Below are 21,039 nucleotides of genomic sequence, written 5' to 3' on the forward strand. Positions count from 1 at the left end.
TATGTGGATTTAGGAATTAAGCTATTAACCTACAAATGGATTAGCGAAGATGAAGAACAAGCCAATACCAACACCGATCATAGGCACAGCATCAAGAAGACCCGCAATTAAGAACATACGAGTTTGAAGTTGTGGAGCCAATTCTGGTTGACGAGCAACAGCTTCTAAGAAGCGGCCACCTAAAAGACCGAAGCCAATCGCAGTACCTAAAGCACCGAAAGCGATCAAGATAGCAGATGCAATTGCAACTAGACCTAAAGTGAGTTCCATGAAAAATTCCTCAGAGGTTAGGTTATTACCAAATTAAACTAAAATTTAAGCCCAACCATCAGGTGACAGTCAGGCAATACCATTAATGCTTTTCGCTTGCCATGCTCAAGTAAACGATGGTCAGCATCATAAAGATAAATGCTTGCAGCGTGATTACAAGAATGTGGAAGATAGCCCAAGGCACAGATAACGCCCACTGGATCCAGAACGGTAATAACGCGATCAAGATGAAGATTAACTCACCCGCATACATGTTACCGAACAGTCGTAGAGCCAACGAAACTGGACGAGCAAGAAAAGTTACTAATTCCAAAATTAAGTTCACTGGAATCAATAACGCTTTTGCAAATTTGTTACTTGGGTTAAATGGGTTAAGTGCCAATTCACCAACGAAACCGCCGATGCCTTTCTCACGAATACTATAGAACAAGATCAGTGCAAATACTGACAAAGACATACCTAAGGTAATGTTTGGATCAGTAGATGGTACAACCTTGAAGTAAACGTGGTGAGGATCCATACCAAACACGCTTGCACCAATTTGTTGAGCTAGATATGGAATCCAGTCAACAGGTATTAAGTCCATTGCGTTCATGAGGAAAATCCACACGAAAATGGTTAATGCCAATGGCGCAATTAAGCGTGATTTGCCATGGAAAGTATCACGTACACTTGAGTCTACAAATTCGATGATCATTTCAATCGCTGATTGGAATTTAGTTGGAACACCTGCATTTGCAGCTTTCGCAACTGTCCAAAACAACAAACAGAAAATTACACCAAGTCCGATAGACCAACCCATTGAATCCAAGTGAATTGCAGTGAACCCCATCGATTGAGCTTCTTCAGCAGTCTCAGCCAACTTCCATGTTCCATCTGGCATTTTGCCATAGGTCATATTAGTTAAGTGATGCTTGATGTACTCGGTCGAAGTCAGGGCATGTTCTTCAGCAGCCATAAATCACACCTGGTCAATGTCAATCATTAAAAAGAAGTAAAACGAATCATGCGTACTGCAATAATCTCGCCCCTACTCCCAAAAATCTAAAATGTGTTTTTATACTCGTTTTTGTAGACGTGACACCCAAAATGGCGCGACCCACGACATCGCTTGAACGAGGATAAATCCACCAAACAACGCAACCGGTGACAGCGGTTTAACATTGCTCAAAATTAATATAAATCCTACGATTACTATCGCAAACTTACCGAGCATACCCCGATACATATTTAGCATGACTTGTTTTGATGCTCTTGCGCCTGCCGTTCTAAACGACTGCCAAGCAAAATAACAATGTGCTAACCAACATACCAAAGCCCCAAGCGCGGCACTCAAAGCAGCAGTCGTATCTTTAAGACCCCATGCAATCAATGTTGCAACAGGAATCATACTTGCTTGTAAGAAGACCAAAGCTTTTGCTAATCGTCGGTCAATCAAGCGACTAGTTTGGCTCATTTTTTATCCACTTACAGCGTAACTGCTTGACAAGTTTTATTGATGATCGTTTCGAATCGATCGCATTATAGAGTTACACCCCTGAACATGCAATCTTTTCTCGACTTAAGTCTGCTTTTTTCACTAGCATATTTACTGACGATAGAGTCAATTGATTTTTATTTTTTTCATCATTTTTGAGCACTTAATACGCATTTATCGGTTTTTGAAGCCAATTTTCTCCAAGCTGAGATAAAACTATCTTCTCCACGCATACTTTCATCTACCGATTCAAAGATGACAGGGTTCAACTTTTGATATTGACTTTTACTTGCTGAAGTTTCAGCCAATAAACACATTTCTGTTTTAGGACGATTATCATTTAAGTATTTAATTTGAGCGGCTGTTGGTGGAATATGTGGATCATTTGTTAAAGCCCCCGCAAATTTTAAATTCAGCGCTCGCTCTAAATATTGGTAGGCATCATGAAAAGACCAATACGGCTTACTTTTATTGGAACTGTCATACTGCTGCGAAGCTTGCAACATCTGCTGAGAGAAGTTTTTTGCATTGACCAAGTATTTAGTTTTGTTTTCAGGATACTGCTGAGAACGTAGAGTCGCAATGAAAAATGCAATACGCACAGCATTATTCGGATCTAACCAAACATGGCTATCTATAGTATTTGCTAATGCTGCACCGCGCAAACTTCTTTGTGGCAATACGGTTAGTATTCCTGAATCCAACAAAGCAATCGCTTTTCGGTTTTGGTGTAATAATTTATCTAAAGGTGCTTCGTGCGCCTTTCCTAACCAGATCACTAAACTGGCATCTTGAATTAGCTTACGGTGTGCAGGTGTAAGTTGTACATCGTGTCCTGTTTGATCATTCAACAAAAGGACTGGCTCTTCAACGCCAGCGGTAACTTCTTTAGCAATTAAGTAAATTGGATGTGTTGACACCACTAAACTTTGAGTCCACCCCCATGTACTGAACATCGAAAAGAAAACAAAGATAAAAAGGCGCAACATTTCAATATTACTCAGCAGAATTAAGCATGTTATAATATAACAAAAGTTAAAAAATACCTATGCCTATTTTTGCTGCATGTACCGATGTACTTCTACAGCAACTATATATAGATAGTTATCGTTTAATTGCATGTTATTATAGGCAGTCTATTGATTGTGAGAAATCACTGTTCGTTGAAAGTATCTTAGTGAGTATCAGTGTGGCTTGCTCGATTCAGATCTTCTGAAAAAACAAACATCAAATATTCGATTAAGCGACTTAAACTGAGTAGAAGCATCAATAGATCCTACAAAAACAATGAGGTCAACTTATGAGTTCTTGTTCACATGAACATGATAATGCTTTACATGGCGTTCACGGTCATCACGATATTAAAACGCGACTCGCAGAAGCAGAGATATTATGTACTGCGGTTGGCGCTCGTCTGACTCCTTTACGCAAAGAAGTACTTGAACTCATTTTGAATGCATCCGCACCAATGGGTGCTTATGACTTATTGGCTAAAATCAAAGGTCAAGCTGATCGCCCTGCTGCACCACCTACGGTTTATCGAACCTTAGATTTTTTATTAGAAAAGGGCTTAATCCATCGATTAACTTCAATTAATGCCTATATTCCCTGTTGTCACCCACGTGAAGGTCATCAGGCTGCATTTTTGATTTGTACAGAATGCCACTCAGTAAAAGAAGCTTCTGCACAAGGACTCATTCAACAACTTGATCAGTTGGCTGCGTCTGATCAGTTCTTAGCGCAACACAGTATTATTGAAATTTCTGGAAAATGTCACCAGTGCAACGCACGCCAATGAGTTCCGCGCTTATTCGACTCGAAAATATTTCAGTCCAGCGTGACGAAAGAGATATTTTAAGAAATGTTGATTTTGCTTTAGACGCAAAAGAAATCGTCACGCTGATTGGTCCTAATGGTGCAGGTAAATCGACATTAATAAAAATCTTATTAGGCATCATGTCGCCCAATAAAGGAACCGTCCATTTTTCTAAGAAATTAAAAATGGCATATGTTCCACAGAAATTTAATCCTTCTGCCAGCTTACCTTTGCGTGTGCAAGATTTACTAGATTTAGAAATTTGCACAGCCACGCTACGCGAAGAAATTATTCGAGATACTGGCATTCAAAAGCTGCAATCATCAAAAGTACAACAGCTATCAGGTGGTGAACGGCAACGGGTGCTATTAGCACGTGCTTTGCTACGTCAACCAGATATTTTGGTACTGGATGAGCCGATGCAAGGCTTAGATATTCAATCCGAAGCTGAACTGTATGAATATGTACGCAGTTTGCCTGAACGTTATGGATGTGCAGTCCTCATGGTCTCGCATGACTTACAATGGGTGATGCAAGGCACACATCGCGTAGTCTGTCTAAACAAACATATTTGTTGCAGTGGCTTACCTGAAAGCATCCAACAACATCCAGAGTATCAAGCAATCTTTGGTACTCAACGCATGTTCTATCAACATCACCATAATCACTGCGGTCATAGTGATCATGCTGAACCATGCACACATGATCCTCGCCCTCATATTCATCCAGAACCAAAGGTCTAAGCCATGATGGAATGGTTACAACTACTATTGCCTGCTTGGATGATGGGAACATTGTTAGTTTTTCTCACCGCTCCACTGGGCTGTTTAATGCTGTGGCGTCGTATGTCTTTTTTTGCTGACACGATGGCACATGGTACGTTACTGGGCGTCGCAATTGCAGGTATTTTGCATTTACCGCTTTGGCTAGGTGTCGGTTGTTTGGCTGCACTATTGGTTGCAATCTTATGGATTTTGCATGATTCTCGATTGCCAAATGATGCTTTATTAGCGTTATGTTCAGCAACTCTGCTTTGTAGTGGCTTGCTCCTCATTCAACAGCTTCCGAGTTTAAGACCCGAATTATTAAGTTATCTTTTTGGAGACTTACTCAGTATTGAGTGGGCTGATTTACCGCTATTTGCAGTTGTTATCGCAGCAGCATTAGTCGTGCTTTATCGCTCATGGTCTGCCCAAATTCAGATCGCGATTGATCCGGATATTGCGATGAGTGAAGGTGTAAATGCTCATTGGCAGCGTTTGATTTTCATGTTGTTATTGGCACTCTTTACAGTCCTTGCTCTACGTGCAGTTGGCTCATTACTGATGGGTGCATTATTGGTTATTCCTGCATTGAGTGCACGCTTGCTTGCTAACTCACCTAAGCAAATGGTGATTTGGGCCTTTATTCTCGCTCAAATTGGAGTAACAGTTGGCTTATGGTCTAGCGCTGCTCTCGATATTGCCACAGGTTTGAGTATCGTTTTGTGCATGTCTCTTTGTTTCGCAATCATCTTCATGGCGCAAAAATTAAAAAGTCGATCGCAATCTGTTTAGCTTGATTGCTGTATTGCACTCAGCAATAACGCAGCACAACTAAACATTACCGCAAAGCCTCGATTTAAATACTTTTGCTGCCGAGGTGAGCGTAATAATCGCAATACTTTTGAAGCCAAGCCGGTATAAGCAGCCATCACAATCAGATCAATCGTCACCATCGTTATCGCCATGATCGAATATTGTGGTGCTTGAGGTCGAGATAAATCTAAAAATTGCGGCAACACCGCCAATAAAAAAACAATAGCTTTGGGATTACTCATGTTCACCACAAAGCCATGAAACACTAAAGTGAGCGCTGATTTATTCTTCTGTTCATGTTCAATTTGAATAGTTTTAATAGGCGCAGTCCATTGTTGATAAGCTAAATACATAAGATAAGCCACCCCGAACCACTTCACGATTTGAAAAGCGAGTGGTGTTGTCGCAAAAAGCACTCCCACTCCTGCTGCCACAATCAAAATTTGAATCAAAAGTGCAATTTGTAATCCTAACGCATTCCAATAACCATGCCTAAAACCATAGTTTAAGCCACTGGACATCGAGGCAATAGCACCTGCACCAGGCGAAACACTAATCGCCCAGCATGCCAACATAAAAGCAAACCAAACCTGAAAAGACATAATAAACAAGCACAATAAAAGTTGAATTATACCGTTTTATTTAAACCTAATCGTAAATTTTTCATTCAATAAAATGAGCAAATGAACTGTTAAGCCATGCTTACATCAGGCACAATCATTTCTTTTTAAATTTTTAAAAAATAACTCAGGAGATTTTAATGACTGCGCAATCTGTCATTCTTCCATTACCCTCTGATCATGCACGTTTTATTGTTCTTCGTTTAAAAGATCTAACCATTTCAGAATTAAAGCAACAAATTGCAGCATTACTCTCCACGCGTGATCGCTTAATCACCCAACACCCCAATGACCAAATTAAAACTGCGATTGCTTTTGGTCCTGAACTTTGGTCGCAACTCTACACTGAAACGCCCACAGGTTTTAAACAACTGAATCCAGAGCAAGGTGCATTCAATATGCCTGTCGAACCAGCAGATATTTTTATTCACATCGCCAGTGCTCGGGCTGATATTTGTTTCGCGATGAGCCAAGCTTTCTTTGCAGGAATCCAAACTAAAGTTGAGGTACTGGATGAGCGCCCATGTTTTAGATTTTTTGACGGTCGCGATATGACAGGATTTATTGATGGCACTGAAAACCCACAGTTTCCAGATGATCGTGCTGAAACCGCCTTACTGCCTGAAGATGCAGAAGCTTTTGCCGATGGAAGCTTCATTTTTGCTCAGCGCTATATTCATGATTTAGCAAAATGGCAACAACTGAAAGTCGATGCTCAAGAACAAGTTTTTGGTCGAACTAAACTTGAATCCATTGAGTTAGATGATGATATTAAACCCCAAAATGCACATATTGCTCGTACAGTCATCGAAGATGAAGATGGTGAAGAGATGGAAATTTTGCGCCACAGCTTGCCTTATGGTGATGGCAAAGGAGAACAAGGATTATTTTTTGTCGCTTATACCAACAACCTAAGTATTATTGATGCCATGCTACAACGCATGTTTGGTACATCGGGGGATGGTATCCATGATCGCCTATTACATTTCACCACCGCAATTGATGGCGCTTATTACTTTGCACCAAGTGATGAACTATTAGAAGAAATTTTGGATGCATAAAAAAGGAGCTTTAAGCTCCTTTTTTCATTTCACTAGAATGGAATACGTTTATATTTTCTATAAGCAGGCTGCCAGAATGATTCTTCAATCTTTCGTTGCAATAAATCATCACTGATATTGACAGCAACACCATCCAATATTGCTGCCTGAGCAACTGCTAATGCAATAATTTTGGATACTTGTTGAATCTCACCCAAAGACGGAAGCAAATCTGCTTCAGGATCTTGCAATAAAGGTGAGCAATCTGCCAATGCCCGACTCGAAGCCATCAACATATTTTCAGTAATGCGGGTTGCTCCACTTGCCACAACGCCCAAACCAATCCCAGGGAAAATATAAGAGTTATTGCATTGAGCGATATTATAAAGTTTCGCTTGATAATTCACTGGAGCAAATGGACTACCTGTTGCAATTAAAGCACGCCCCTCTGTCCACTCAATGATATCTGCTGGCACAGCTTCTACACGAGATGTTGGATTTGAAAGTGGCATCACGATTGGACGCTCACAATGTGCAGCCATGGTCTTGATAATTTCTTCAGTAAATAAACCCGGCTGTCCTGAAACACCAATTAAAACCGTTGGCTTGGCATTTTTCACAACATCTAATAATGAAATGATATTGTCGATACTCGCCCAAGGATCAACAAATTCTGCTTTTTGAGCAAGCTTACGTTGAAAGTCGAGTAAATTCGGCTGATTTTCCGTAATTAATCCAAAACGATCGACCATATAGACACGAGCACGTGCTTCAGGATCAGTCAGACCTTCTGCCACCATTTGCGCAACAATCTGTTCAGCAATACCACAGCCTGCTGAACCGGCACCTAAAAATGCGACGGTTTGATCTTTTAATTGTTTGCCTGCTGCTTTACTTGCCGCAATCAAACTGCCTACGGAAACCGCAGCAGTACCTTGAATATCATCATTAAAACAGCAAATTTTATCGCGATACTTCTCTAAAAGCGGCATTGCATTTTTTTGTGCAAAGTCTTCAAATTGAATTAATGCTTTTGGCCAACGGCGTTTAATTGCCTCAATAACCTTATCAACAAAAGCATAATATTCATCACCATTGATACGTGGCTGACGCCACCCCATATAAATTGGATCATTTAATAATTGTTGATTATTGGTACCAACATCAATGGTAATTGGCAGCGTGTAAGCGGGACTAATACCACCACAAGCCGTATATAAAGACAGCTTGCCAATCGGGATTCCCATCCCACCGATGCCTTGATCACCTAAACCTAAAATACGTTCACCATCGGTGATCACGATTACTTTTACATTATTTTTATTCACATTTTGTAAAATATCATCAATAAAATCTTGATCTGGATAAGAAATAAAAATACCACGATGACGACGATAAATATCAGAGAAACGCTGACATGCCTCACCTACCGTCGGTGTATAAATCACAGGCATCATTTCTTCTAAATGATCTTCGATTAAATGATAAAACAAGGTTTCATTGGTATCTTGAATATTTCGAAGATAGATATGCTTATTAATATCATCATTAAAAGCACGGAATTGTTGATACGAACGCTGACTTTGTTCTTCTATCGTTTCGATAATATGAGGAAGTAAACCGTGTAAATTAAAATTAGTTCGCTCTTCTTCCGTAAAAGCAGAACCTTTATTTAATAGTGGTAATTCTAATAACGTGTAACCAGCATAAGGGATGTAAAGAGGGTGTTTACTATGATTTCCTGATGTCATTGCCTATCTCATTTTCCAGCTAAGAGTCGAAGGAAATTCATTGCGAACTCTCCTAGAACTCAGTGTGCCTATTAGCTTAATACTATTTTCTATAAAAATGATATTTTAAAAAGTGATGCCAATCTACAACAGTATTTAATAAATATATACACTGTTGATAATTTACAAAATTAATATATTTTTCATATTCATATCAATAAAATTATATTTTACACCCAGAAAATAGAAGCTGATTTAGATTAATTCTGCCGCACTCAAGCCATTTTTTAAATAAATGATCGAACTGTTTTGTGAAATACTGCTATCAATACCATTTACCTTACTTTAGTCTTATTCGATCGCCCTTTGATTGATTCATAACATTAGCCCAAAATCATAATATCGCTCTTAGTCATCGGAAAAAGCTACAGATGACATCTAACTAAATTTATATATCCTCATGTACAAATCACTCCCCTAAACTGGGTGAAATTTGCTATATTTAACGTTTTTCCGCGACATTTATTTCGGTAACTATGAATACGGCAATACAAGCAGCTCTTGATCATGCGGTGCAATCCCTTCAACAACAAGGGATCCTTCCTTCAGATTTTACCAATACGAGCCATTTAACCCGTACTAAAGACCGAAGTCACGGAGACTTTGCTTCAAATATTGCCATGATCGGCTCTAAAGCTGCTGGCATGAAACCTCGTGATCTTGCTGAGAAAATCTTAGCTGCGCTGCCAGAAGTGATTGATATCAGCAAAGCTGAAATTGCAGGTCCTGGTTTTATTAACTTCTTTTTAAATGCAGATCAGCGCTTCGTCGTTCTTGATCAAATTCAAGCACAAAAAGATCAATACGGTCGTAGCCAAGCAAATGCAGCAAAGAAAATCCAAGTTGAATTTGTATCTGCCAATCCAACGTCTAGCTTACATGTTGGACATGGTCGTGGTGCAGCCTACGGTATGACTGTTGCGAACTTACTTGAAGCAACAGGCGCAAAAGTTGATCGTGAATACTATGTAAACGATGCTGGTCGTCAAATGGACATTTTGGCAACCTCAACCTATTTGCGCTACTTAGAACTCACAGGACAAACATTAGTTTTCCCTAAAAATGCGTATCAAGGCGACTACGTTAAAGAAATTGCACAAAGCATTATAGATAAACATGGTGAAACACTGGTTCGTCCAGTCGCTTACATCTACAAAGATGTACCCGAAGATGTTCAATACGCAGAAGAACTCGATGCTGATGGCAACAAAGTCGTACTTTCTGGGGATAAAGAAAAACATATCGATGGCTTAATTGCCAATTCACAACAGCATTTAGCCGAAGGCTATCGCGTTTTCCATCAAGCCGCATTACATGCGATTTTAGATGATATTAAAGATGACCTTGCTGACTTTGGTGTAACCTTTGACAAATGGTTTAGTGAAGCATCTCTCGCTGAGAAAATTGATGAAGCGCTTACGACTTTAGATCAACGCGGCTTCCTTTACGAAAAAGACGGCAATATCTGGTTTAAATCGACTGAATTTGGTGATGAAAAAGACCGTGTTGTAAAACGTCGTAACGGTCAAACCACTTATTTTGCATCAGACATTGCCTACCACTTGAATAAACTACAACGTGGTTATACTGACCTGATTGATATATGGGGTTCAGATCACCACGGTTATATTTCGCGTGTGAAAGCGGCAATCGACGCAATGGGTTATGACTCGAAGAAACTGACTGTACTTTTAGTTCAGTTCGTGAGCTTGTGGCGTGGCGGTGAAATGGTACAAATGTCATCTCGTTCAGGTCAGTTCGTGACTTTACGTGACCTACGTAAAGAAGTCGGTAATGACGCAGCACGTTTCTATTATGTGATGCGTAAATCTGAACAACACATCGACTTTGATTTAGACCTTGCAGTTTCGCAAAGTAAAGATAATGCTGTGTATTACATTCAATATGCGCATGCCCGTGTCAACAGTATTGTGAACCGTGCCAAAGAGAAAGGTATTGCATTTGACGTCGCATCTGCACGCCAAGTAGCTAACCTGTTAGCATTGGATACTGAAACAGAAATTCTAGCTAAATTAGCAGCTTATCCTGAAATTGTAATTCGTGCTGCAAATGTCTGTGAACCGCATCAAATTGGTAACTACTTGAAAGATCTTGCTGCGTTATTTCATGGATGGTATGCACAAGATGGCGTTAAATTTGTTGATGAAGCTAATATCCCTTTATCTCAAGCACGTTTATTACTTTCAATTAACGTACAGCAAGTTTTACGTAATGGTTTAGACTTACTGGGTGTATCAGCGCCTGAGTCAATGTAATACATCACCTAGACCGTTGTGTCATATTTGGCTTTATAGCAGCTCAGATGCAAAGATAGGTTTGAAGCCACTCAAGATTGCTACATTTTATATCGTAAACAAAGCATTATTTTACACATAATGCTTTGTTTCTTAGAAGATTCAAGTTACAAATAACATAATAGGATCAAGAGGAATTTCAGGTGTTTGGAAAAACGCAACGTGGTGTATCTGAACGACCAAACAAGCCGCAAAAACCGCTTATTCCAAAGTGGCTAGGCATGCTTGTCGCAATTCTAGCGATCCTGTGTGTAGGCGTGATGCTCATGCTTTGGCAACCTTGGCAGCCTGTTCCTGCTAAGAATCAAGTTCCATCGGAACATTATCAAGAAGAAGATACCAACAAAGATTATCGCTTCTATGATTTATTGCCTCAACAGCAAGTGACCCCAATTCCTGAACAAGCTGTTCCTGAAACCAAACAACAGGGCAATGTGGTCATTATCGAATCGCCAAAACCAGAAACGACAACAGAAGATCCAGCTGTTATCGGTTCTTCTGAACAAACAGCTCCTGCGCCAGCAACGTATATTTTACAAGTCCGTAGTTATCCTGACCCTGATAGTGCCGATGCACGTCGTGCAGAAATTATTTTGAATGGATTATCTGCCGATGTGGTGAAAAGTGTTGAAAATGGACAAACTTGGTATCGTGTTTTCTCTGGACCGTATGATAGCCAAGATGCTGCTCTTGCAGCGCAGCAAACCTTACAACATAGCGGTATTGATTCCATCGTGATTAAGCGTTAAAAATTGTATTGATAATAAAAAAGGAACGATAAATCGTTCCTTTTTTATTTTTGCTTGGATATTAAGAACACTCAGAATCCAAACTTTTTTGTTCCGCACGCTGAAAAGCTGCTCGCTCCTGAACACGTTGTACAAAAGCTTGTATATTCGGATATTTACCATGTAAGCGCTTTTGCAAGGCAATCAATGGGAATGCCATTTGAATATCGGCAAATGAAAAATCACCTGCAAAATAATCATTTTCAGATAAAAACTGCTCTAAATAGAGGATATGCTCTTTAACACGAGGACGAATAAATCCACCTTTTATGCCATCAGTAATCTTTTCAGCAATCGGACGAATTACCCAAGGCACATGTTTACTTACATTGTTGATGACTAGAGTCATCACCAATAACGGCATTAAAGACCCTTCTGCATAATGCATCCAGTAAGCATATTGTCTTTGATCTTTAGCTTGCTGAGGTTTAAATTGCTGAAGCGCATCATACTGCTGTTGCAGATAATCCAAGATCACAGCGGACTCGGCGATCACATCATCCTCATCCACTAATATTGGCGCTTTGCCTAATGGATGGATTTGTTTGAGACTTTCAGGAGCTGCATAACTGGGCGACCTTTGATAATACTCAACTTGGTAGTCCATACCAAGCTCCTCTAATGCCCACAGTATTCGAAACGAACGTGAGCATTGCAGATAATGTAAGGTAATCATTTGTGTGCCTGCTTTGTGCTACGCAACTGCTGTTTCAATCCCTCTAACAGTTGCGTTTAGAATTATGTTTTGCCCAAGCACAATAGCATTATCACCTTAAAGAATCATTGTCTGAATGTCTAAACTGCGTAACAAAGTTTTAGTAACTGGTGTTTTGCTACAGACATTAAGAAGTTTTTCTTTTAAGTCTTGTGAAATCGGTTGTACAAATATTACCCGACGCTCTATTCGTTCTTGTTGTTCTCGATTGGTATGAAAATCGACTTCAACAGTAAACTCACCCAAATCAATTTCTTTATGCTGTGCATACATTCGTAAGGTAATCATGGTGCATGAGGCCAAACTGCTTGTCAGAAAATCATAAGGCGCTGGTCCCGTATCATGACCACCAAAAGATTCTGGTTTATCTGTCAAAAATTGGTGTGTTCCACTGGTAACTTCACCTTTCCAAGATTCAGCCAAAGTCACAACTTTCGCACTTGCAATAATACTCATTTCGACGCCCTCATCTGCTCTGGTAATACTGGTGCTTCTAAGCGCTTGCCTTGATAATCTGGAATTTCACCAAAACGAGTTGAATGATTGATCCAATCTTCACGTGCTTGCTCTAAATCTTCACGCGTTCTTCCAACAAAATTCCACCAAAGTAAAATAGGTGATTCAAACGGTTCTCCACCGATCAGAAGTACTCTATTAGCAGAATTGATTTCAACCTCAATCTCAGTCAATCCAGTTTCTAGCACCACCATATTATCGGCATTTAATTCATGACCGTTTACACGTGCTGTGCCTTCAAGCGCCATAAATGCATATTCAAATTTTGGATTGAGTGGAATACGAGTTTTGGTATCAGCTTGAGCTGTGAGGTCTACGCCTAATAACGGAGTATGCACTTGAACTGGAGAAACTGTATCTAAGAAATCACCCACGAGCACGGTGAATTCAACCTGATCTTTGACCACAGTTGGCAGCTCTGGATAATGCTGAAAATTAGGCTGCATATCGCGCTTGTCATCAGGCAAAGCAATCCAAAGTTGTGCAGCATGCATTTTGGTTTCAGTATCAGGCGCAACTTCAGTATGCGAAATACCATGACCCGCAGTCATTAAATTCACTTGTTTTGGTCGAATTAGTTGTTTTGAACCTAGGCTATCGGTATGCATCATGGTGCCTTCAATCATCCATGTAAATGTTTGCAAACCAATATGAGGATGTGGTCCAACATCTAAACCATCTCCTGCTGGAAAGCTGACTGGACCTGCATGATCTAGAAAGCACCACGCACCCACTAGGCGTTTTTGACGGCTTGGCAATGCACGTTTAATCGTTGTCCCTTTTCCAATCTCTGCTGAACGGATCGTAAAATCTTGAATAAACTGATTAATATAAGTTTCACAGTCTTTTGAATCAGAAATATCGTAATCGTTATTATTGCTCATGATGTCGCTCTCTTTACCTATGCTATTGCAATGAGTTGTTTTATTGATCTTATCAACAGAAATATGAATCAATATAGTCTTTTAGTAATACGCAGAGTGTTATCAATGAGACAATCTTTATTCAAACTTATCTTTCTGACCTCCTGCCCATAGAAGGGCACCACATTGTCATGAATGAGTTTGCATATCAACAATACATCCAGTTAAACGTCTTACAATTGGCAATAAAAACAAAACCAATGGATAAGCAATCAGCCAAGAGAACATCCATGCTGCTGACCATTTACTTAAAAATGCTGGAATGAAGCCAATACTCATCCACATATTAATCAATGACAAAGCGCCACTCATAATAAAGGACAGAATTAAAGGCAATATCCAAGCTGCATATTTTGCAGGTAGTTTCTTTATAAATCGTTTTTTGTCCATTAAATTCATATCGTTTAAATTCGGCACTATTTCTTTACCTGTTGCTTTAAATGTTTCATAAATTGACCAAACTGCGGTAGAAATTCCTCAAATAAAGGATGATCTCGATTTTCCAGCATGACCTCACTAAATAATTTAAGTCCAACCGCAAATGATTTAGTGGTTTGATCATCAAATAAAGCTGCTTTCTTCAACCGTTCAACGATCTCAAAAATATCATCATGATTACCTGTATAAAATTCTAATCGCTCGCTGTAATTAGACACTTGCCCTTGCGCATCTTTTAAATGCTGCAAGGTGACATGATATTGATGTTGTTTCATCTAGTTACTCCAAAAACGTTTTAAGTACTTTCTTTGATTTCAATCTGCATAAGATCAATCTGAAACTGATTAAACACCGCTTCTAAGGACTGTAAGAGTCGCCCCTGCTTTGCCTTCGTCAAATCTGCACAGTAAATTTGTAGCAATTGATTCTTGCTCATATTGGGGAGATTAAATTTGGTTTCAGCACGATGAAATTGATAACTCACCAATAATCCTGCTAGAACCAAATCACTCACAACTCGATACACTGTCGGCAAACTTAATTGCTGCTTTTGTAAATTTAAGCGTTGGTAAATTTGCTTAACGGTAAGATCTGCTTTCTGTTGAGTGAGCAAAGATAAAACCGCAATGCGAGGATGCGTCACACGCAAACCAGCCTGTTTAATTTTTTGTTTGAGCTCTAACATACTTACTCCCAATTCATAACCGACCTATTGCTATCGCAGCTTGATCAATCTTTTCAGCGATTTGGTGAATCTGATGTTGCGATAAATCCGAGACATTCAACTTTAAACGCAATGCTGTTTTGAGATTTTCCATCGCACGATGAATATCAATCAAATCGTCATTATTATGAATTTCTCTTTTCACTCGCAGCTTTTCCAATAAAGCGCTTAGCATCTCTTTTTGCTCAAGCAAATAAGCCTCACCATATTCCGTGATTTGATATTGCTTACGTTCAGTATTAATAAGAGCAATACAGTTCATTTCTTCTAAACTGGTGAGTGTTGGATAGATCGTCCCTGCACTTGGGGTATAGCCATCACCAACAAGATCACTAATTTCTTTAATAATTTCATAACCATGCTTTGGACTTTGCTGGATTAAATGCAAAACCAACAGTTTCATCCGTCCAGATTCAAACAACCGCCCACGACGACCTGTTCGCTGGTGAGTGTCACGTTCATTTTCATGATGATTGGAATGATGTCTCATTTTTATTTTTCGCAATTGCTTAATTTATGCATACAAAGATATATCTTAATGAATCTTTAATCAAGTTAAGATATTTTTTTTGTTTTATTCAATTGATATTCAATGGATTATTTATTAAAAAGATATATCTTAAAATATTAAATAAAAAAATGAGCTAAAAAGCTCATCATATTATGTTGATCTAAAAATGTATAAATGATTGAAAGTTATATTTTTATAAAATTATTGATTTAATGATTCTTAACCATATTGATCAAATGGCATAAGCTGTTCAGAACTTATTTCTGTAATGAAAAAGCTTTAGGCCGTTTCTGTTTGTCCCACCTGATGATAAGCACGATTAAAATAAACCAAGCTTTGGTCATGCTGACTGCGTTGGATCGCCACAATAGGACAAATAAAAATAGTATGTGTTCCAACTTCCTGAATTTGTTCAATCTCGCAATCAAAACTCACCAAAGCATCATCCAAAACAGGAGCACCTGTTTCCAACTCTGTCCAAATTCCATGTTTAAAACGTTCTTCTGGCGCTAATTGAGACGAAAATACTTTCGAAATATGTTCATGATGTGCGCCTAAAACATTCACAGTTAAAATTTGATTTTCGACAAAATGTGCATGTGAACTCGATGCTTTATTCATACAAACCAATAATGTTGGCGGTGAATCCGTCACACTACATACTGCGGATGCAGTAAATCCATAACGACCTGATAAACCTGTAGTCGTCACAACACTCACGGCACTGGTCAAAAAAGACATCGCATTTTTAAAGTCTGTTGATTCAATCATCATTGAGTTCCTGCAATTGAGCCGTGCTTTTAACTGAGCTAGACCATTCGATTTGTACAGATAAATATTTGATTTAAATAAATACTGAGTGAAGTGATATGTGCTTTTAATCAAGTCCAAAATTGCCGATTCAATCAAATAAAATCGGCAATCTATTACATATTAAGATTTCGATGCATATTAAGCAGAAAGCTCGCTACGCACAATGGCTGCACCAGCACTTAGAGCATTCAACTTACCTCGCGCAACTTCACGCGCTAAAGGTGCCATACCACAGTTGGTTGATGGATAAAGCTTATCTGCATCGACAAACTGAAGCGCTTTACGTAAGGTATCTGCAACTTGTTCAGGGGTTTCAACTTGATTGGTTGCCACATCGATCGCCCCCACCATTACTTTTTTACCTCGAATCAATTCAATCAGATCCATTGGCACTCGTGAGTTTTGGCACTCTAATGAAACAATATCGATTTTCGATTTTTGCAGCTTAGGAAATGCTTCTTCATATTGACGCCATTCTGAACCCAAAGTCTTTTTCCAATCGGTATTGGCTTTGATCCCATAACCATAGCAAATATGAACAGCAGTTTCACATTTAAGACCTTCAAGTGCACGCTCTAAAGTCGCAACACCCCAATCATTCACTTCATCAAAGAAAACATTAAATGCTGGTTCATCGAACTGAATAATATCTACACCCGCAGCTTCTAGCTCTCTCGCTTCTTGATTAAGAATTTTGGCAAATTCCCAAGCGAGTTTTTCACGGCTTTTGTAGTGACCATCATAAAGCGTATCAATCATGGTCATTGGACCTGGTAACGCCCATTTAATCGGTTGCTTGGTTTGTTGACGCAAAAACTTAGCATCTTCAACAAAAACAGGTTTTTGACGACTCACTGCACCAACAACTGACGGTACACTCGCATCATAACGATCACGAATTCGAACAGTTTCACGTTTTTCAAAATCAACACCATCAAGATGTTCAATAAATGTCGTCACGAAATGCTGACGGGTTTGTTCCCCATCACTAACGATGTCAATACCTGCGTGCTGCTGCTCTTGCAATGACAAACGTAACGCATCTTGTTTGCCGTGAATCAGCTCTTCATCTTGCAATTTCCAAGGTGACCAAAGCTTTTCTGGTTCGGCAAGCCAAGAAGGTTTAGGTAAACTGCCAGCTGTTGAAGTCGGTAATAATAGTTTCATTGTCAATCATCTTCTCAATATGAATAGTTAAACAGCAGCACAGTTTTGATCAGCGTAGCCCTTAGCCCACTGCTCAAGCGTCTTTTGGTATGGTTTGATAAACTGCTCTTCAACGAATTTGCCTTGCTCAATCGCCAATCGGCTACGCTCTTCTCGGTCATACACAATACGAGTAAGTGAATAATCTTGGTTCTTTAAACTCGGTTGATAAGACGTTCCTGCCGCAGAGTTTGCGTTGTATATCTCAGGACGATAAATCTTTTGGAAGCTTTCCATCGTACTGATCGTACTGATCAACTCAAGATTGGTGTAATCACTTAACAAATCACCTGAGAAATAGAAAGCCAATGGCGCAACACTATTTGGAGGCATAAAGTAGCGAACTTTTAAGCCCATTTTTTGGAAATATTCATCAGTTAACGAGTATTCATCTTGCAGGTATTCGACACCTAGAACTGGATGTTGATTATCACTACGTTGATAGATCTTACTGCTCGAAACACTGAGGCAAATCACAGGCTGTTTTTTAAAGTTAGCTTTGTATGTATCTGAGTTAATAAAGCTCTTGAACAAATTGCCGTGCAGATCACCAAAGTTTTCTGGTGTTTTAAATTCAGACTGATTTTTATTATGATCAAGCAATAACACACTAAAATCATAGTCACGCACGTAAGAAGAAAAATTATTCCCAACAATGCCTTCAATGCGTTGATTGGTTTTTTTATCAACAATATTGGTTTTTAATATTTCAATTAAAGGTAATGCATTTGTATTGCTTTCAGCACCAATTTTCATTTCAACGGAAATAATTTCAAGTTCGACAGAATAGCGATCGCTATTTGGGTTATCCCAATATGCCAAAGTATTAAAACGATTGTCGATCATTTTTAAGGTATTGCGTAAGTTCTGTTGACGACTTTCGCCACGAGCCAAGTTCGCAAAGTTGGTGGTAATACGAGTATTGTCTGAAGGGCGATAGTCTTCATCGAAACGAATACTCTTAAGCGTAAATTTAAATTCTTTACTCATTGATCTTACACCCTAATTTCCGTGATAAATCTAATTTCTTTATGATGTGATTTATACCTGATCATCAACATGAATAAAAATGATTTAGTTTCATAAAAAAGTGAGTGAAATTCATCTTTTTAGATTTATTATTTATTAACAACAACTTATATGTATAAATAGTTTTTTAATCAGTAGTTGAAAATATGCCTTTAGGAATTTATATGATTTGTCATTACTTAATCTACAAGTTTATCTAGCTTTTAATTGAAACAAAGTTCTAACCTTAATCTTTACATTTCTTACTTATATAGGTTTTTAAAATCTTTGCAAATTATAGGAATCCCCCTATTATTGGAATTAATGAGTTTTTGCAAAAAATAGTATTACTCAATCAGAAAAAAATCATAAGCAATTTTAAAAATTATGTTCTAGGCCCACAACCAAGTAAACTAATGACTACACTAATAACATTTAAAGTAAGAAATATAAGATAAAAGAGAGCTATTACAGATTTTCATTCAAGTTTAATTCAAAACCTTAATAAAACTAAGCTAGATACACATACACTCTAACATTTATTAAAGAGACTGATTCACAACACCATTTACTTTAAGAAAATCATATAACCTTATGCAATTTCAGAAAAGAAAAAATTAGTTTATGACACAAAAATTTGAATATAAAAACAATCCGATTAGTTAAACGAACCCAATAAAGACCAAAATTTACTCCCAATAAATCAATGAAATACCAAAATATTGACTTCATTATATAAAATAAGGGGCTGTAGTAGATTAGCCCTGTGATAATCTACTTTTATGAAGATAACTAGATGTAAATTAAATAGAAAAATTCAGATAAGGTTGTTAGAGTTTTTCATTGCTGAAGTTACCGATAGAACTTCTGCTGATTTATTGGGAATACAACCTAATTCCGCAGCATTGTTCTATAGGAAAATTCGTCAAATCATTATGTTTCACCTTGACCAAGATGCCATTGAAGTGTTTCAAGGACAGATTGAATTAGATGAAAGCTATTTTGGTGGTGCACGTAAAGGTAAGTGTGGTAGAGGTGCTGCTGGTAAAGTGATTGTTTTTGGTTTACTCAAGCGTAATGGTAAAGTCTATACGGTCATTGTACCTGATACTAAATCGAGTACCCTAATGCCTGTAATATCAAATAAAATCACTCCTGATAGTGTTGTTTATACAGATTACTGGCATAGTTATAATGCTTTAGATGTTGCGGGATTTAGTCACTATAGAATCAATCATTCAAGCCATTTTGCTGATGGTTCGAATCATATAAATGGAATTGAAAACTTTTGGAATCAGGCAAAAAGAGTACTTCGAAAATACAATGATATTGACCGAAATGCCTTTTCAATGTTTATTAAAGATGAGAAGCATTGCTTCGCAAGGTTTCGATTTAATTATGGCAGCCCAAAGCAAAAGTTGAAAACACTATTAAATTGGACTGATATTTAACTTATCTACTACAGCCCCTAAAATAATTACCTTTTTAGACAACCTCTTTATCTGAAAAAACTCTACACATAAAATTTTTATCATATAATTTCACTTTTTAATAAAATTAGGGTGAAGTAATGAAAAAAAATATATTGTTTCTTAGCTTATTAATTATTAGTGCAAATAGTTGGAGTGAATGTAAAATTGGCGATCTAGAAGTTGATCCAAATATATCTCAGACACCCGAAGGAACACCAAATCCAAGCAACTATGTAACAATTACTGGTCAAAAGGTGTTAACCAAGGCTATTGCAAATATCAATATAGGAACACTAATAAAAACTAAACTTGATATCAACATTAGTAATTCCAACATAATTGCTTTTGAGTATGTTTTTAAGAAACCAATAAATCTAAACTCAAATGAACTGGCTTCAGGCTTTATAACAGGAACAAGTAATCTTGATGGTATTATTTTTGCGGCACCAAGTTTTGGAACTGCTTATGGTTCACAACAAAATTTATTTTCAAGCTTTATTTCTGGAAATATATCCCCGAACCAGTCACAAAATGAAGTCATTGCAAATGAAACTGTGAGAGTTGGGATTTATTATAATCAACTCAGTAAAAAAATTGGATATATTGTAAATGGAGTAAATAAAGGATACACGTGGAACTACACAACCCCTTTAAGCAAAATGACGTTTGGAATATCAATTGAACAAGGATTTTACAATACCAACTCTAGCGCTCTTGGTAAAGAAATATCATTTGAAATAATATCCGATCATTCAAAACTACAATTTATCTATCCAGCAGGAACAACAGATATTTGCGGAACAACTATTTAATAAAATTAATTATACACTGCCTTATTGTGCTAATAAGGCAGATTTATTAGCTCTCTGAATATTCAAGTTTATATAATTTTAATAAAATAAATAATTTATGACGTCTCATTTACTTATAATTAGATTTATATAAATCTCATTTCTTAATTTCAAAAATATTTCTTAATAATATTTATTACAATAAAAATCTAAGTAAATATTTTAATAA

The 21,039-nt window shown here is 37.9% G+C and carries 24 protein-coding genes; 8 read left to right on the forward strand and 16 right to left on the reverse strand.

What is annotated here, in order from left to right; genetic code table 11:
* Positions 1–24: 24 nt before the first annotated feature.
* The 4 genes from atpE to NGC85_RS16065 all read right to left on the reverse strand — a co-directional run bounded on the left by atpE (position 25) and on the right by NGC85_RS16065 (position 2,736).
* The gene (gene atpE, locus NGC85_RS16050; protein WP_000424060.1) at positions 25–270 is read right to left on the reverse strand and encodes a F0F1 ATP synthase subunit C; all 246 of its coding nucleotides are present in this window, start codon (positions 268–270) and stop codon (positions 25–27) included.
* A gap of 82 nt (positions 271–352) precedes the next feature.
* A complete protein-coding gene (atpB, locus tag NGC85_RS16055; protein WP_005055569.1) occupies positions 353–1,228 on the reverse strand; it encodes a F0F1 ATP synthase subunit A in 876 nt (291 codons plus the stop codon).
* A gap of 99 nt (positions 1,229–1,327) precedes the next feature.
* Positions 1,328–1,726 carry an ATP synthase subunit I gene (locus NGC85_RS16060; protein WP_005060761.1) on the reverse strand — a complete coding sequence of 133 codons (399 nt, stop codon included), beginning with the start codon at positions 1,724–1,726 and terminating at the stop codon, positions 1,328–1,330.
* Between the two features lie 170 nt (positions 1,727–1,896).
* Complete coding sequence (locus NGC85_RS16065; protein ID WP_254732320.1) at positions 1,897–2,736, reverse strand: metal ABC transporter substrate-binding protein; 840 nt, start codon at positions 2,734–2,736, stop codon at positions 1,897–1,899.
* 311 nt (positions 2,737–3,047) lie between these two features.
* On the opposite strand from NGC85_RS16065, the gene NGC85_RS16070 reads away from it, so the two are divergent.
* The 3 genes from NGC85_RS16070 to znuB are packed head-to-tail and all read left to right on the forward strand — an operon-like array spanning position 3,048 to position 5,119.
* A complete protein-coding gene (locus NGC85_RS16070; protein ID WP_005055565.1) occupies positions 3,048–3,545 on the forward strand; it encodes a transcriptional repressor in 498 nt (165 codons plus the stop codon).
* On the forward strand, positions 3,518–4,306 hold the full coding sequence (znuC, locus tag NGC85_RS16075) for a zinc ABC transporter ATP-binding protein ZnuC (protein ID WP_254732321.1): 789 nt from the start codon (positions 3,518–3,520) through the stop codon (positions 4,304–4,306). The genes NGC85_RS16070 and znuC overlap by 28 nt, the downstream gene beginning before the upstream one ends.
* Positions 4,307–4,309: 3 nt before the next feature.
* Positions 4,310–5,119 (forward strand): zinc ABC transporter permease subunit ZnuB, encoded by an 810-nt coding sequence (znuB, locus tag NGC85_RS16080; RefSeq protein ID WP_254732322.1) that lies wholly within the window; start codon positions 4,310–4,312, stop codon positions 5,117–5,119.
* Here znuB and NGC85_RS16085 read toward each other — a convergent pair.
* Positions 5,116–5,742, reverse strand: coding sequence for a LysE family transporter (locus tag NGC85_RS16085; protein WP_254732323.1), 627 nt, complete (start codon positions 5,740–5,742; stop codon positions 5,116–5,118). The two genes, znuB and NGC85_RS16085, sit on opposite strands and share 4 nt — an antisense overlap.
* A gap of 158 nt (positions 5,743–5,900) precedes the next feature.
* Here NGC85_RS16085 and NGC85_RS16090 point away from each other — a divergent pair, with 158 nt between their 5' ends.
* Positions 5,901–6,821, forward strand: coding sequence for a Dyp-type peroxidase (locus tag NGC85_RS16090; RefSeq protein WP_254732324.1), 921 nt, complete (start codon positions 5,901–5,903; stop codon positions 6,819–6,821).
* 32 nt (positions 6,822–6,853) lie between these two features.
* On the opposite strand, the gene NGC85_RS16095 is transcribed toward NGC85_RS16090, so the two are convergent.
* A complete protein-coding gene (locus NGC85_RS16095; protein ID WP_254732325.1) occupies positions 6,854–8,551 on the reverse strand; it encodes an NAD-dependent malic enzyme in 1,698 nt (565 codons plus the stop codon).
* Positions 8,552–9,066: 515 nt separating this feature from the next.
* On the opposite strand from NGC85_RS16095, the gene argS reads away from it, so the two are divergent.
* Positions 9,067–10,866, forward strand: coding sequence for an arginine--tRNA ligase (gene argS, locus NGC85_RS16100; RefSeq protein ID WP_254732326.1), 1,800 nt, complete (start codon positions 9,067–9,069; stop codon positions 10,864–10,866).
* Positions 10,867–11,048: 182 nt separating this feature from the next.
* On the forward strand, positions 11,049–11,654 hold the full coding sequence (locus NGC85_RS16105) for an SPOR domain-containing protein (RefSeq protein WP_005055557.1): 606 nt from the start codon (positions 11,049–11,051) through the stop codon (positions 11,652–11,654).
* A gap of 61 nt (positions 11,655–11,715) precedes the next feature.
* Here the strand turns inward: NGC85_RS16105 and NGC85_RS16110 are convergent, their stop codons facing one another.
* The 10 genes from NGC85_RS16110 to NGC85_RS16155 all read right to left on the reverse strand — a co-directional run bounded on the left by NGC85_RS16110 (position 11,716) and on the right by NGC85_RS16155 (position 18,529).
* Complete coding sequence (locus NGC85_RS16110; RefSeq protein ID WP_034710699.1) at positions 11,716–12,369, reverse strand: glutathione S-transferase family protein; 654 nt, start codon at positions 12,367–12,369, stop codon at positions 11,716–11,718.
* 96 nt (positions 12,370–12,465) lie between these two features.
* Positions 12,466–12,864, reverse strand: coding sequence for an OsmC family protein (locus NGC85_RS16115; protein WP_254732327.1), 399 nt, complete (start codon positions 12,862–12,864; stop codon positions 12,466–12,468).
* Positions 12,861–13,808: a pirin family protein gene (locus NGC85_RS16120; RefSeq protein WP_254732328.1), complete on the reverse strand. Its 948-nt coding sequence runs from the start codon at positions 13,806–13,808 to the stop codon at positions 12,861–12,863. The genes NGC85_RS16115 and NGC85_RS16120 overlap by 4 nt, the downstream gene beginning before the upstream one ends.
* A gap of 168 nt (positions 13,809–13,976) precedes the next feature.
* Entirely contained in the window at positions 13,977–14,246 is a 270-nt protein-coding gene (locus NGC85_RS16125) for a DUF2798 domain-containing protein (protein ID WP_254805628.1), read from the reverse strand.
* Positions 14,247–14,263: 17 nt separating this feature from the next.
* Positions 14,264–14,560: a DUF3861 domain-containing protein gene (locus tag NGC85_RS16130; protein WP_005055551.1), complete on the reverse strand. Its 297-nt coding sequence runs from the start codon at positions 14,558–14,560 to the stop codon at positions 14,264–14,266.
* A gap of 20 nt (positions 14,561–14,580) precedes the next feature.
* Positions 14,581–14,970 (reverse strand): Fur family transcriptional regulator, encoded by a 390-nt coding sequence (locus tag NGC85_RS16135; RefSeq protein WP_254732329.1) that lies wholly within the window; start codon positions 14,968–14,970, stop codon positions 14,581–14,583.
* A 13-nt stretch (positions 14,971–14,983) separates the two neighbouring features.
* Complete coding sequence (locus NGC85_RS16140; protein ID WP_254732330.1) at positions 14,984–15,499, reverse strand: PadR family transcriptional regulator; 516 nt, start codon at positions 15,497–15,499, stop codon at positions 14,984–14,986.
* Positions 15,500–15,799: 300 nt separating this feature from the next.
* Positions 15,800–16,291 (reverse strand): flavin reductase, encoded by a 492-nt coding sequence (locus NGC85_RS16145; protein WP_254805629.1) that lies wholly within the window; start codon positions 16,289–16,291, stop codon positions 15,800–15,802.
* A gap of 180 nt (positions 16,292–16,471) precedes the next feature.
* Positions 16,472–17,500 (reverse strand): methionine synthase, encoded by a 1,029-nt coding sequence (locus NGC85_RS16150; protein ID WP_169108731.1) that lies wholly within the window; start codon positions 17,498–17,500, stop codon positions 16,472–16,474.
* Positions 17,501–17,527: 27 nt separating this feature from the next.
* Complete coding sequence (locus NGC85_RS16155; RefSeq protein ID WP_254732331.1) at positions 17,528–18,529, reverse strand: DUF1852 domain-containing protein; 1,002 nt, start codon at positions 18,527–18,529, stop codon at positions 17,528–17,530.
* Between the two features lie 800 nt (positions 18,530–19,329).
* On the opposite strand from NGC85_RS16155, the gene NGC85_RS16160 reads away from it, so the two are divergent.
* Complete coding sequence (locus NGC85_RS16160) at positions 19,330–19,998, forward strand: IS1595 family transposase (RefSeq protein ID WP_254732333.1); 669 nt, start codon at positions 19,330–19,332, stop codon at positions 19,996–19,998.
* Between the two features lie 119 nt (positions 19,999–20,117).
* The gene (locus tag NGC85_RS16165) at positions 20,118–20,831 is read left to right on the forward strand and encodes a DUF4882 family protein (RefSeq protein WP_254732335.1); all 714 of its coding nucleotides are present in this window, start codon (positions 20,118–20,120) and stop codon (positions 20,829–20,831) included.
* The last annotated feature ends 208 nt before the right edge of the window (positions 20,832–21,039 follow it).

Origin of the sequence: Acinetobacter sp. Z1 (genome assembly GCF_024296945.1) — a bacterium.
Lineage (GTDB): Bacteria > Pseudomonadota > Gammaproteobacteria > Pseudomonadales > Moraxellaceae > Acinetobacter > Acinetobacter beijerinckii.